At 70.1% G+C, this 12,836-nt stretch carries 13 protein-coding genes; 6 read left to right on the top strand and 7 right to left on the bottom strand.

From position 1 onward, the window contains the following. Positions 1 to 10 precede the first annotated feature (10 nt). The 3 genes from PUT80_RS39325 to PUT80_RS39315 all read right to left on the bottom strand — a co-directional run bounded on the left by PUT80_RS39325 (position 11) and on the right by PUT80_RS39315 (position 3,128). On the bottom strand, positions 11 to 802 hold the full coding sequence (locus tag PUT80_RS39325; RefSeq protein ID WP_275295152.1) for an SDR family NAD(P)-dependent oxidoreductase: 792 nt from the start codon (positions 800 to 802) through the stop codon (positions 11 to 13). Positions 803 to 1,049: 247 nt separating this feature from the next. Continuing rightward, entirely contained in the window at positions 1,050 to 2,198 is a 1,149-nt protein-coding gene (locus PUT80_RS39320) for a Rieske 2Fe-2S domain-containing protein (protein WP_238605507.1), read from the bottom strand. 105 nt (positions 2,199 to 2,303) lie between these two features. Beyond that, entirely contained in the window at positions 2,304 to 3,128 is an 825-nt protein-coding gene (locus PUT80_RS39315; RefSeq protein ID WP_037812275.1) for an IclR family transcriptional regulator, read from the bottom strand. A gap of 159 nt (positions 3,129 to 3,287) precedes the next feature. Between PUT80_RS39315 and PUT80_RS39310 the strand changes: the two genes are divergently transcribed. The 5 genes from PUT80_RS39310 (at position 3,288) to PUT80_RS39290 (ending at position 8,555) form a co-directional block, all read left to right on the top strand. Beyond that, positions 3,288 to 4,136 (top strand): LLM class F420-dependent oxidoreductase, encoded by an 849-nt coding sequence (locus PUT80_RS39310; protein WP_275295151.1) that lies wholly within the window; start codon positions 3,288 to 3,290, stop codon positions 4,134 to 4,136. A gap of 1 nt (position 4,137) precedes the next feature. Then, a complete protein-coding gene (locus tag PUT80_RS39305) occupies positions 4,138 to 4,623 on the top strand; it encodes a nuclear transport factor 2 family protein (RefSeq protein WP_134667745.1) in 486 nt (161 codons plus the stop codon). 89 nt (positions 4,624 to 4,712) lie between these two features. Then, positions 4,713 to 6,320 carry an AMP-binding protein gene (locus tag PUT80_RS39300; RefSeq protein WP_275295150.1) on the top strand — a complete coding sequence of 536 codons (1,608 nt, stop codon included), beginning with the start codon at positions 4,713 to 4,715 and terminating at the stop codon, positions 6,318 to 6,320. A 100-nt stretch (positions 6,321 to 6,420) separates the two neighbouring features. Continuing rightward, a complete protein-coding gene (locus PUT80_RS39295; protein WP_238605511.1) occupies positions 6,421 to 7,605 on the top strand; it encodes an acyl-CoA dehydrogenase family protein in 1,185 nt (394 codons plus the stop codon). Between the two features lie 29 nt (positions 7,606 to 7,634). Beyond that, positions 7,635 to 8,555, top strand: a complete 921-nt coding sequence (locus tag PUT80_RS39290; protein ID WP_275295149.1) for a VOC family protein — start codon at positions 7,635 to 7,637, stop codon at positions 8,553 to 8,555. Positions 8,556 to 8,608: 53 nt separating this feature from the next. Here the strand turns inward: PUT80_RS39290 and PUT80_RS39285 are convergent, their stop codons facing one another. The 4 genes from PUT80_RS39285 to PUT80_RS39270 all read right to left on the bottom strand — a co-directional run bounded on the left by PUT80_RS39285 (position 8,609) and on the right by PUT80_RS39270 (position 12,048). After that, complete coding sequence (locus PUT80_RS39285; protein WP_037812267.1) at positions 8,609 to 9,622, bottom strand: alpha/beta fold hydrolase; 1,014 nt, start codon at positions 9,620 to 9,622, stop codon at positions 8,609 to 8,611. After that, positions 9,622 to 9,972, bottom strand: a complete 351-nt coding sequence (locus PUT80_RS39280; protein ID WP_037812266.1) for a hypothetical protein — start codon at positions 9,970 to 9,972, stop codon at positions 9,622 to 9,624. Before PUT80_RS39280 ends, PUT80_RS39285 begins: the two co-directional genes overlap by 1 nt. 12 nt (positions 9,973 to 9,984) lie before the next feature. Further along, positions 9,985 to 10,485, bottom strand: coding sequence for a helix-turn-helix domain-containing protein (locus PUT80_RS39275; RefSeq protein ID WP_037812265.1), 501 nt, complete (start codon positions 10,483 to 10,485; stop codon positions 9,985 to 9,987). 69 nt (positions 10,486 to 10,554) lie between these two features. Then, on the bottom strand, positions 10,555 to 12,048 hold the full coding sequence (locus PUT80_RS39270; RefSeq protein ID WP_134728643.1) for an FAD-dependent oxidoreductase: 1,494 nt from the start codon (positions 12,046 to 12,048) through the stop codon (positions 10,555 to 10,557). A 142-nt stretch (positions 12,049 to 12,190) separates the two neighbouring features. On the opposite strand from PUT80_RS39270, the gene PUT80_RS39265 reads away from it, so the two are divergent. After that, positions 12,191 to 12,835 carry a TetR family transcriptional regulator gene (locus PUT80_RS39265; protein ID WP_051728922.1) on the top strand — a complete coding sequence of 215 codons (645 nt, stop codon included), beginning with the start codon at positions 12,191 to 12,193 and terminating at the stop codon, positions 12,833 to 12,835. Position 12,836 lies beyond the last annotated feature (1 nt).

The following is a 12,836-nucleotide window of genomic DNA, read 5'->3' as shown; positions in this document are numbered from 1 at the left end:
TCCGCGTGAATTACCGCGCCGGGAGCAGCTTTCGCGTTGCCTCGTGCGCGGCGAGCGCCAGTTCGGCACGCGGGAATCCGCTGCGCTTCTCCGCGGTGGCGAGGTTCCCGCCCGCGACCCACACCGGCCCGTCCGCGAGGTGCGCCAGACCCTCCCGCGCGACGTCCTCCGGTTCGGCCACGTTCAGCCCGGGCAGGTCGAACGCCAGCCCGGCCCGCTCCATCGCCGGAGTCCGGGTGACCCCCAGCACCAGCTCGAGGACGTCGACGCCGCGGTCCCGCATCTCCAGCCACAACCCCTCGGCGAACACCCGGCCGAACGCCTTCACCGCGGAGTACACGCTGATCTCCGCCTGTCCGAGATACCCCGCCAGCGAGCCGACCAGCAAGATCCCACCTCGCCCGCGTGCTGCCATCAGCGCGCCGAAGTGATGTGTCAACGCGAGCTGCGCGGTGATGTTCAGATCGATTACTCCGCGCACCTTCGACAAATCCCCGGTCACGAACTCGTGCCCGTAACTGTTCGCGCCAGCGTTGAAGATCAGCAGACCGACTTCAAGCCCGTCTGTCACTTCCCGGATCGCCGAAAACGCCTCCGGATCGAGCAGATCCGCTTGCACAGTGCGGACTTCCACACCCCGCGCTTCGACCGCCGCCGCAGTTTCCGCCAACGGTTCAGGCTTGCGTGCGATGAGCACCAGATTGATCCCGGCCTCGGCGAGCTGGTGCGCGAACGCCGCGCCAACACCCTCCGAACCGCCCGCGACGACCGCCCACGGCCCGTACTTCTCGTGCGTGTTCATTCGCCAGCCACCGGAATTCCCCCGTCCGCAACTGCCCGGTCAATTGAATCCTGGAGCGCGTGACAGCCGCGGAACAGGTCCTCAGCACAGGCGGATCGTTCGACACAGCGCTCGGAAGCCGTGGTATCCCACTGGATGCTCGTCTGATACCAGCTGCTCTTGCGCACCTTCAGCCAAGCCTCGCACGTTCCGCATCGGACCGGCCGCATCGGCTCGTCCAGCAGCCGGTTGTCGGCGCGGACGGCCATCAGACGCGCTCGCCGGTCCGGCGGCCGAGGTTCTCCTCGACCTCCTTGCGCCACGCGGCATTCGGCTTCGCGGTGTCCAATTCGAACTCGAACCGCTCGGTCATCTCCGGCGTGACGTCCGCGACGTCCACATAGAACTGTTCGTACCAGCGCCGCAGCTGGTAGACCGGACCGTCCTCCTCGCACAGCAACGGGTTCTCGATCCGGGTCTTGTTCTTCCAGATCTGCACGTCCTGTTCGAAGCCGATTCGGATGAAATCGCCCATCTTGCGCGCGGTTTCCTCCGCTTCGGCGCCGGAAAGCTTGTCGGTGCGCTTCACGATTATCCCATACTGCAGCTTGAACGAATTCGCCGTGACGGGGTAGTGGCAGTTGATGAGGACGGCGTCGATGTCCATGCCCTCGTAGTGATATGTCAGCTCGTCGATCATGAAAGACGGCCCGTAGTACGAGGCGACGGAGGTGTTGCCAAGCGCCTTCGGCTGCCCGTCCTTCGCGGGCGGGCGCACGTCCTCCCGCGAAGTCCCGCGCTGCAGCTGGGTGGCGACGTGTCCTTCGAAGATGTTCTTGAAGTAGGTCGGGAAAGCGAAGTGGACGTAGAAGAAGTGCGCCATGTCCACGACGTTGTCGACGACCTCGCGGCAGTTCGTGTCGACGTGCGTTTCGTACCAGGTCCAGTCGGTCCAGTCGGCGCGCGTGGCGCCCTCGATGCGCGGGATGACGACGTCGGCGGGCGGCGGATTGCCCTCCGGGTCGTTCCAGACGAACAACATCTTGTCCTGCACCATCGTCGTCCACGCGGCGGTGCGCGCCCGCAGCGGAACCCGGCGGCTGTAGGGGATCTGCTTGCACCGGCCGTCGCCGCCCCAGCGCCAGTCGTGGAACGGGCAGGCGACCTCGTTGCCCTTCACCGTGCCCTGCGACAGATCGCCGCCCATGTGCCTGCAGTACGCGTCGAGCACGTTGAGCTTGCCGTCCTCGCCGGCGAACACCACGAGCTTCTGCCCGAACGCGGTGATCGGATGCGGCTTGCCGTCGGCGAAGCTCTCGGCCAGCCCGAGACAGTGCCACCCGCGGGCGAACCGCGTGGGCGCCGCGCCGGCCTCGATCACGCGGACCTCGTCCGGTGCCGGCTCCACTGTGGTCATCGTCGGATCTCCTTCCAGTGCCCCGCTTCTGCGAGGCTGAACGTAGAACGGCGGGCAGTCCCGAGGCAGGTGGCGTCTCGGTGACTGAGAGTCCTCTGTGGACGGTCAGTTCCAGGCAGGTTCGGCGGTGCGCAGCCGGACCATCGGGTACAGCTCCTGGGTGACCTGCCGCGCGGCGACCACGACGAGCGGTGCGACGCGCTCCAGTGCGGTCTGGGCGTCGCCGACGAGAGAGATCGCCGCCTCGGGTCCTTCCGGTCCTCGGATGGCAGCGGCGACGCAAGAGATGTCAGAGAAGCATTCGCCGCGTTCGAAGGCGAGGCCGTTGCGGTCGCGGATCCGGCCGAGTTCGCGGTGCAGCGTCACCATGTCGCAGATCGTGCGGCTGGTCTGGCGGCCGAGCGTCGGCATGACCCGGTCCTCGACCTGTTCGGCGGGCAGCCACGCGAGCATCGCCTTGCCGAGCGCGGTGCACTGCGCGGGCGCCCGGCCGCCGACGCGCGACGGGACGACCGCGGCGAACCGGCCGCCGACCTTGTCGAGATACCGGACGTCGGCGCCGTCGAGGATCGCCAGGTGCGCGACCATCCCGGTGCGCAACTGCAGTTCGTGCAGCACGGCCGCGGTCGCCTCGCGCAGTTCGAGGTGGTTGCCGCCGGTGCCGCCGAGGTTCAGCGCCCGTGCGCCGAGCGCGTAGCCGAACGACGAATGCGACAGCCACTGCAGCCGCACGAGCTGGTCGAGGATGCGGTGCGCGGTCGAACGGGGGAGATGGGTCGTGCGCGCGACCTGCTCGAGGGTGAGCCGGGTGCTCGGCGCGTCGAAGGCGTCGAGGATCAGCGTCATCCGCTCGACCATCGACGGCGGCAGGGCGCGGTCCCGCGCGACATCCGTGCCGAGGGAGTCCGTTTCGATCGCGACCACCGTCATGCTGTGCTCCTCGCGGACGAATTGAAATCATTTCTAGTTTTGACGGTAACACGGCGGCCTCCCGGAGCGTCAACACGCGGCGGGTCACGAGTGCGGCACGGCTCCCGATCAGCGGGAGAACGCGCTCGCGCTGGCGCGGCGGCCGGTAGGCATGGCGGCATGGACATCGGCCTCGTGAGCCCCGTGGTGACCCGGCTGCCGGGGGATCCGAACGCCTGGGAGGACAGCGCGGGCATCGAAGACCTGGCGCGGATCGCGGAGACCGCGGACCGCCTCGGCTTCCATCACCTGACGTGCAGCGAGCACGTCGCGGTGCCGGTCGGGGTGGCGGAGCAGCGCGGCTCGACGTACTGGGATCCGCTCGCGACGTTCGGCTACCTGGCTGCTCGTACCAGCCGCATCCGGTTGGCCACGCAGGTGCTCGTGCTGGGATATCACCACCCACTGGAGATCGCGAAGCGCTACGGAACGCTCGACACGGTCAGCGGCGGACGGCTCGTGCTCGGCCTGGGAGTCGGATCGCTGCGGGAGGAGTTCGACCTGCTGGGCGCGCCGTTCGAACAGCGCGGCGAGCGGGCCGACGATGCGCTCCGAGCGTTGCGGGCCGCGTTGTCGCAGCGGCTGCCGGAGTACCGCGGACCGCACTACGACTTCGCCGGGATGATCGTCGAACCGCATGCCGTCCAGGCGAAAGTCCCGCTGTGGATCGGCGGCCGAACCAAGCGCTCGCTCCGGCGGGCGGTGGAGCTGGCCGACGGCTGGGTCCCGTTCGGATTGTCACTGGAAGATCTGCGCCGGATGCTCGGCACGGTCGCGCTGCCGGAGGGCTTCCAGGTCGTGCTGTCGCCCGGACGGCCGCTGGACCCCGGCGCGGCCTCCTGCCGGGAGCGGCTGACCCGCGTCGTCGAGGCCGGGGCGACGACGGTCAGCGCGCGGATCGCCGCGCACTCGGCCGACCACTACCGCGAGCAACTCGAAGCGCTCGCCGAGCTAGGAAGCGAGGTCTGAAGTGGACCGGATCGCCCAGTTGGAGGCGCGGCTCGCGCGGCTGGAGGACGAACGCGAGATCAGCAGGCTGATCGCCGCGTACGGTCCGCTGGTCGACGCCGGCGCGGCCGAGGACGTCGCCGCGCTGTGGACCGAGGACGGCGCGTACGACGTCGACGAGATCTACCTCGAAGGCCGGGAGCAGCTGGCCCGGATGGTGCGGTCGAGCGCCCACCAGGGCTGGATCTCCGGCGGATGCGCGCACTTCGTCGGCCCGCCGCACGTGACCGTCGACGGCGACACGGCGATCGCGGTCTGCCACTCGCTGATGGTGGTATATCAGGACGACCGCTTTGTCATCCGGCGCGCCACGGCGAACCACTGGGCGCTCGCCCGCACCGGCGAGGGCTGGAAGGTCACCCGGCGCACCAACCGGGTTCTCGACGGCCGGGCCGAGTCGCCCGGGCTGCTGCGGCAGGGCGCGTACGGCGAGCCAGCGTTCCGCTGAGCCGGTCCCGGTCATTGGAATCGGCCCGGCGCTCCCCGCTGCGAGCAGGCACAATCACGCCCGCACCGGTGCGAGGAGGGAGACCTTGGATGAGCCTCTCCGCTGATCCTCGGCAGGCACTGACCGCGCCCGGCGGACCGTGCGAACTGCGCACCGAAGAGGTGCTGGGCGTGCCGATGACGGTGTTCGCCCATCGCGCGCGGTCGCTGGGGGAGGTGCTCGCGGCCTCGGCGCGGCACGGTGAACGCGAGTATCTGGTGACGGCTGACCGGCGGATCACCTTCGCCGAACACGCCCGGCAGGTGGCGTCGGTGGCCTGTGCGCTTCGCGACGAGTACGGGATCGGCAAGGGCGATCGGGTCGCGATCGCGGCCGCGAACAGTCCGGAGTGGGTGGTCGCGTTCTGGGCGACCGTGTCACTGGGCGCGATCGCGGTCGGCTACAACGCGTGGTGGTCACGGCGGGAGCTGGCGTACGCGCTCGGTCATACCCGACCGTCTCTGGCGGTCGCCGACTCGAAGCGGGCGGCGCTGCTGGACGGCGTGCCGGTGCTGACCGTCGAGGAGGACATTCCCCGGCTGGCGCGCCGGGAGGTACCGCTGCCTTCGTGCGTTGTGGCCGAGGACGATCCGGCAGTCATCCTTTACACCAGCGGCACGACCGGACGGCCGAAAGGCGCGGTGCACACGCACCGGAACCTGACGTCAGTGATCGAGTTCCACCGCCTGAACAGCGAAATCGCCCGTGCGCTCGGCGACCCGGCGGAGCCGTCCGCGCGGCGGTACCTGCTCGGGGTGCCGCTGTTCCACATCGCCGGACTGCACAACCTGGTGGTGCCCCGGCTCGCCGACGGCAGCGCGGTTGTGGTGCACCAGGGCGGTTTCGACGCGGAGCGGGTGCTGCGATTGGTCGAAGCTGAGCGGGTGACGAACTGGGGCGTCGTGCCGACCATGGCGCACCGGCTGCTGGAACACGGCAACCTCGAGCGGTATGACCTTTCCTCGCTGACTGCGTTCACGCTCGGTGCTGCTCCTTCTTCACCAGCCTTTCAACAACGGCTGCGCGCGGAACTCCCGATAGCGGAACAGGGATTAGTCGACAGTTACGGGCTGACGGAATCGTCCACGGCGATTTCCGTTGCCAATGCGGATGATCTGGCCGCTTTCCCCGGTACTGTCGGTCGTCCCATCGCGACGGTGGAACTGGAGATCCGGGACGCGTACGGCGAGGTGATGCCGGACGGCAGCGCGGGGGAGATCTGCGTCCGCAGTCCGTTCACGATGCTCGGCTATTGGGAAGACCCCGAGGCCACCGCGGCCGCTGTCGACGCCGATCGGTGGCTGCACACCGGCGACATCGGGGTTCTCTCCGAGGGACAGCTCCGGCTCACCGCACGGCGTTCGGATTTGATCCTGCACGGCGGGGAGAACGTTTATCCGGCCGAGGTGGAGAACGTGCTCGCGGAACATCCGGCGGTGCGGGAATGCATTGTGCTGGGCGTGCCGCATGTCGACCTGGGGCAGGAAGTGGCTGCGGTCGTGGTGGTCTCGGCACCGGTCGACGCGGCGGAGTTGCGGGCGTTTGCGGCCGAGCGGCTGGCGTATTACAAGGTCCCGTCGCGGTGGCGGATCGGAACGGAACCGTTGCCGCGCAACGTGACCGGCAAGGTCGTGCGGAACCAGGTGCCGCGGCCCTGATCCCGTTGACCGGGAGCGCACCCACGCGCTCGCGGGTTCCGCTGGGAGGCTCAGGGCAGCCGGGACCGCACCGTATCCGGACCGGAGAAAGGGAAGCGCCATGACCCATCCCGCTCTTGCCGCCGTCGAGGAACGGTCCGAAGAGATCGCCGCGCTCGGACCGGAAAACGAGCGGCTCGGCCGGCTCGCCGACGAAGCGGCGAAGGTGCTCCGGGAAACCGGCGCGATCAAGATGCTCCAGCCCGCCGATTACGGCGGCGCGGAAGCGCATCCGCGCGAATTCGCGGAAACGGTGATGCGGCTGGCTTCGCTCGACGGTTCGACGGGCTGGGTCGCCGGGATCATCGGCGTGCACCCGTGGGAAATGGCGCTCTGCGACCGTCGCGTGCAGGAAGAAATCTGGGGTGCGGACAACGACACCTGGATCGCTTCGCCGTACGCGCCGATGGGCGTGCTGAAACCGGTCGACGGCGGGTATGTCTTCAATGGACGGTGGCAGTTCTCGTCCGGCACCGATCATTGCGACTGGATTTTCCTCGGCGGTTTTCTCGGCGACGCGGACGGCAATGTGCTGCAGCCGCCCCGGAACTACCACGTGATCCTGCCGCGCGCGGACTACGAAATCGTCGAGGATACCTGGGACGTCGTCGGCCTGCGCGGCACCGGAAGCAAGGACATCGTCGTCAAGGACGCGTTCGTCCCGGAGTACCGTGCGGTGCCGTTCAGCCGGATGACCGACGGAAGCGCGCTGCGGGAATCCGGCCGCACCAACCCGACGTACGGCGTCCCGTTCACGACGATTTTCCCGCTCGGCATCACGTCCGCGGTGATCGGCATCGCGGAAGGTGCGTTGGCGGCGCATCTGGCATATCAACGCACGCGCGTGCAAATCACCGGGACCCGGGTGAAGGACGATCCGTACGTGCTGTACGCGATCAGCGCCGCCGCGGAGGAGATCAAAGCGTCGCGAATCGCCATGCTGGACAACGTTTCCCGGTTCTACGACAAGGCCGCCGCGGGCGAGCCGGTGACGCTCGCCGACCGTGCCGCGTCGCGCCGCACCCAGGTCGCTGCGGCGTGGCGGGCGGTGCGCGCGATGGACGAGGTGGTCGCCCGCAGCGGCGGCAACGGCCTGCGGATGGACAACCCGATCCAGCGGTTCTGGCGCGACGGCCACATGGGCCTGGCGCACGCGATCCACGTGCCCGGTTCGGTGTTCCACGCGTCCGCGCTGACCGACCTCGACGTCGAGCCGCCGCCCGGCCCGATGCTGTCCATGATCTGATTTTTTCCCACCCCGCAAGGAGTTTCGCCATGACCGAGATCCGAGGGCTCGGATACCTCCGAGTCCAGAGCCGGGACGTGCCGCGCTGGCGCGAGCTGACCGTGGAGGCGCTGGGCTTCGCCGAGACGGCCGGCCCGGTCGCCGACGGCCTGTACCTCCGGATGGACGAGCGCGAGGCACGGCTGATCGTGCTGCCCGGCGAGGACGACCGGGTGCTCGCGGTCGGCTGGGAGGTGCGCGACCAGTTCGCGCTGGCCGCCGTCGGGCGCGCGGTGGAGGCGTCCGGCACCGCGGTGAAAGTGTTGTCGGAACAGCAATGCCGCGAACGCCGCGTCGATTCGGCGCTCACCTTCGACGACCCGTCCGGCACCCCGGTCGAGGTGTTCTTCGGCCCGGTCCTCGACCACGACCCGGTGCGGACGAAGTGGACGCAGCAGTTCGTGACCGGCGCGCAGGGCATGGGCCACGTCGTGCTGCCGACGACGAACTTCGCCGAGGTCGAGACGTTCTACACCGAGGTGCTCGGCTTCCTCCCGCGCGGCGCGGTCGCGATGGGCGGCGCGGCCCCGGACCAGAAACCCCGCCGGGTGCGGTTCATGGGCGTCAACCAGCGCCACCACAGCCTGGCGATCTGCCCGGCCCCGCACGGCGAACCACCGGGCCTGGTCCACCTGATGGTCGAGGTCGACTCCCTCGACGCGGTCGGCCGAGCCCTGGACGAGGTCGGCAAACGCGGGTTCTCGGTGTCCTCGACGCTGGGGAGGCACACGAACGACAAGATGGTGTCGTTCTACGTCCGGGCGCCTGGTGGATGGGACCTGGAGTACGGGACCGAGGGAATGCTGGTGGACGAGCGGTTCTATACGGCGGAGGAGATCACCCGGGACAGTTATTGGGGGCACGACTGGTCTGGGTCGGAGCAATTGGCGGCGTTCACCCCGCCGAAGTGAGGGTAGGTGTAGTGGCGATCCCGGTTAGCACCGCGATCGCCACTCACGACCCCTCAGCGCCCCGTAAACCGATGCAGGGCGTCGAGCACAGCAGGCGCGGGCGTATCCGGATGGCCGGCGTCGTGCAGCAGGTGGTCCACTCCGGGCAGCCGCACCCGGCCCGGTCCGCCGACGTGCGCGCGGCGCAGGGCGACGGTCAGCGCATCCGTTGTAGCGCAAGGAACTTGCGCGTCATTCGTGCCACAGGTAAGCAGCACCCTGGTCCCCGGCCGCAGCGCCGCGGCGGTGGCAGGCGGGTAGACGGCGTCGTCGCTGTCCACGAACCGGCCGTTCTGCCCTTGGAAGCCCTGGAACAGCTGCGCGACGGCGGGCGGCAGGCCGGTGGCGTCGACCGGCCGGTGTTCGCGCAGGGCGGTGACGGCGGCGTCGATCGCCGCGTCGACAGTCCGCTGCTGCTCGGGGTCGAGCTGGCCGTGGCGGGCCGCCTCGGCGATCTGGGCGTGCAGCTGGAGCGCGACCAGGTCCAGCAAGCGGAGGGCTTGGGGTTGCAGCAGCACCAGGCCGGCCGGGCGGGGACGGACTGAGCCACCGAGCAGCAGCGCGGTCATCGCGCCTTCGCTGTGCCCGACGACAGTCAGCGCGTGCGGTGCTGTCTCCGGCTGTTCGCGCAACGTCTCGTAGGCGGCTTTCGCCTGACGGACGAACGCCGGATAGTCGAGCGTTTCGGGATGGTCGCGGTAGGCGCCGAGCCCGGTGGCGCCGGTGCCGTACTTGTCGAACCGCAGCGTGACGACCCGGTCGCGGTCGAGCGCATCAGCTACCTGCGCCAGGGTGTTCGGGGACATGCGCGGCTGGTTGCCGTCGCGGTCGGTGGGGCCGCTGCCGGGCAGCAGGAGCGCGGCGCGCAAACGTTGGCCGGCTCGGTGCGCGGGAACGTGCAGGGTGCCGTACGTCGGCGTCCCCTCGACGGTGAAGACGATTTCGCGGTCGGCAGCGGGCACGAGATCGGGCACCGCCGCGACGGGGGCGGCCATGGTCAGTGCGACTGCTGCGAGGTGGGAGAGCATCAGCGCAGCGCCTTCTCGACCAGTGCGACGGTCGTGCGCGGGTCGTCGACTTGGAGGACGAGGCGGGCGTAGCGCTCGTCGGCGAGTTCGAGCACGACGGCCTTCGCCGGATCCTTGACGTCCCAGAAGACCTTTTCGCCGTCGAGGTGGAACGTGCCCGCCGTGATCACGCCGGGCACGTGGGCTCCGGGCGCGCGGATCCCCTTGGGGTCGGCGGCGATGCCGGGGTCCGCGGTCGCGCCGCGGACGTTGGCCAGCGGGATGGTCAGGCTGCTCTTGAAGGCCCACAGCTTGTCGAGACCTTCGATCACGACGACGAGGTTGCCGCCGTCGATGGTGACCAATGCCATGTCTTTTCCTTGTCAGTTAAGGGGATCGAGCAGTTGGGCCAGCGCGGTGCCCGGGTCGCCGGGGTCGCCGCGCAAGCGGAGGCCCAGTGCGGCGGACGTGAGGGCGGCGGCCAGTGCGGTGGAAATGCCGAGCGCGTCGGCAATCGCCTGATCGAGCGTGGCCAGCGCCTCGGCGACCTCGGCAGCCGCCTCCTCGTCGGCCGGCGCCCGTTCGACCGCCGCGAGCAGCAGCATGCCGAGGTCAGCCGACGCGACGAGCCGGAGCGCCGTCGCGGCGTCCGGCGCCGCGGCGAGCGCTTCGGCCAGGGGACGGACGTCGTCGGCGAGATGGCGGCGCAGCGCGGCCAGATAGAGGCCGCGCTTGCTGCCGAACGTCTTGTACAAGCTGTTGCGGTGCACGCCGAGGTGCGTGACGAGGTCGTCGACGGACACTCCGTCGTACGCGCGGCCGCCGAACAACCCCACGGCGGCGCGCACCACCTCGTCCTCGTCGAATGCCCTTCGCCTGCCCATGTCCTGACGGTAGCCTTTTGAGGAACGATCAGTCAAGAACGATCGTTCCTTAAAAATTGCGGCTCCGGATCAGCTTCCGGCCCGCGCCACCAGATCGTCGACCGCCCGGGCAGCGAAAGCCATCGCGGTGCCCAACGGAATACCCGGCCCCGGGTAGTAACCGCCGGTCATGGAAGCCGCTGAATTCCCGACCGCGTAAAGGCCTTCCACCGCCGAACCGTCCTCGCGCAGCACCCGGGCGTCCGGATCGGTCACCAGGCCGCCCTTCGTGCCCAGGTCCGACAGCACCAGCCGGGCAGCGCGGAACGGCGGGCGATCTACCGGCACCAGTACCGGATTCGCGAAGTGCCGCGCGTATTCGTCCTCACCCCGGCCGAAATCCGCGTCGTGCCCAGCCTCGGCGAAAGAATTGAAGCGGGCGACCGTCTCCGGCAGCTCCGGAGCATCGATCAGCTTCGCCAGCTCCGCGAGCGTGTCCGCTTCTACCCAGGTGCCGGCCGCCAGATGGTCGTCCGGCCGTCCGCCCGGCAACGCGATCGCGGGCAGCCGTCCGCCCTCGCGGCTGTCGAACACGATGTGCGACGGGATCCGCCGCGCCGGGTCCGCTGCCATCTCACGACCCATCTGGTCGTATGGCAGCGATTCGTTCGCATACCGCCGCCCGTCGCGGTCGACGACGAGTCCGCCGCGGAAGCCGAGCGTGAACGACGCGCCGCCGTCCGGCATCGCGATTCCCGGGCACCACCAGCCCTCGTCCATCAGGTCGACGGCCGCGCCCAGTGCGATCGCCGCCGCCAGGACCTGGCCGCGGTTCGTTTCCGCGGGTGCCATCGACCACGCCGCCGAGCCGGGCACGCCGGACTGTTCCCGCAGGTCCGCGTTCCGCTCGAACCCGCCGGCGCCGATGAGCACGCCGTAGGTCGCCCCGATCCGCCGCGGTCCGACGCCGACGACCCGCCCGTTCTCGACCACCAGCTCGTCGACCGGCGTACTGGTGAAGACGGTGCCGTTGCCGGTCGCGTCGAAGGCCAGCAGCAGCCGGCCGATCAGCGCGCGGCCGCCGTCCAACGGGGCGTCGCGGTGCCCGCGGCCGGCGCGGTCGCGGTCTACCGGCGGACGCACCAGCTCGGCCCGTTCGCCCAGCTCGGACAGCGGCAGGTCGACCGGGACGAACGAGCGTCCGCCAGGGACGCGGCCGGGCCGGTCGAAATAGTCCGGGAACGCCCGCCATTCGAACTCGAGCGCCGGATCCGCCTCCAGCGCCGCGACCAGCTCCGGCGCCTTCGCCAGGAACGCCTCCTGCCGCCCGGTCCGGTCCTCGCCGAGCAGCGCGCGCAGGTACTCGCGCGCGGCGGCGGTGGAATCCGCGACCCCGAACCGCTCCTGGACCTGCGTGCCGGGCAGCCAGCAGGCCGCGCCGGAGTACGCGGAAGTCCCGCCGAGCCGGTCCGCGGCCTCGACCACCGCGGTGCGCAACCCGGCCCGGGCAGCGAGGTACGCGCCGGTCAGCGCGCCCGCGCCGGACCCGACCACCACCACGTCGAACTGGTCGTCGAAAGCCATGAGTCCTCCAAGTCGTCGCGACCCGGCGAGCCAACCGCATCCGCGGCGCGCCGGGGCGCGGTCATCCCACTCACCGGTAGCGGCGGCGCCCGGTGGGAGGATCGTGCGCGAGAATGGCCTGATCACGAGCGGAGGAGTCGCGGTGCCGAGAGTCGCCGAAAACCGGGCGCCGGCCACGCCGAGTTCGCCCGCGCAGCAGGAGCGCTACCGCCGCATCCTGCGAGCGGCCGCGGACCACGGCGCCGAGCACGGCCTCGACCGGATCCAGATGCTCGACGTCGCCCGCGACGCCGGCGTCGCCATCGCCACGCTCTACCGGTACTTCCCGTCCAAGACGGTCCTGTTCACCGCGCTGCTGCACAGCCAGGTCGAGCAGCTGGACCGCAACAGCGTCCCGGTCGAGCCCGGCCAGGAACCGGCTGAGGCGGTCGCGCGCGTGCTGGTCGACGCCGCCCGCCGCCTGCTGGAACGGCCGCGGCTCGCGCAGGCGATGCTGCAGTCGAACAACGCGACCGTCGCGGGGGAGTCGCCGAACATGGCCGCGACGGTCGAGTTCGCCGACCTGATCCTGCGCGTCGCCGGGGTGGCCGAGGCGAGCGAGCACGACCGCCGTCTGGTCCGGCTGATCGAGCAGACCTGGTACGGCGTGCTGACCTCCCAGCTGAACGGGCACATCACCGCCGAGGAGGCGGAGGCGGACACGGTGCTGGCTTGCCGGTTGCTGCTGGCGGGGCTGGGCGGGCCGGGTTCTCCCGGTGACCGGGATGGGACCGCCGCGCCGGGCTGAG

Origin of the sequence: Amycolatopsis sp. La24, from assembly GCF_029087445.1 — a bacterium.
Lineage (GTDB): Bacteria > Actinomycetota > Actinomycetes > Mycobacteriales > Pseudonocardiaceae > Amycolatopsis > Amycolatopsis nivea.
The sequence above is the reverse complement of the archived record's forward strand: the minus strand, read 5'-3'. Positions and strand labels throughout refer to the sequence as shown.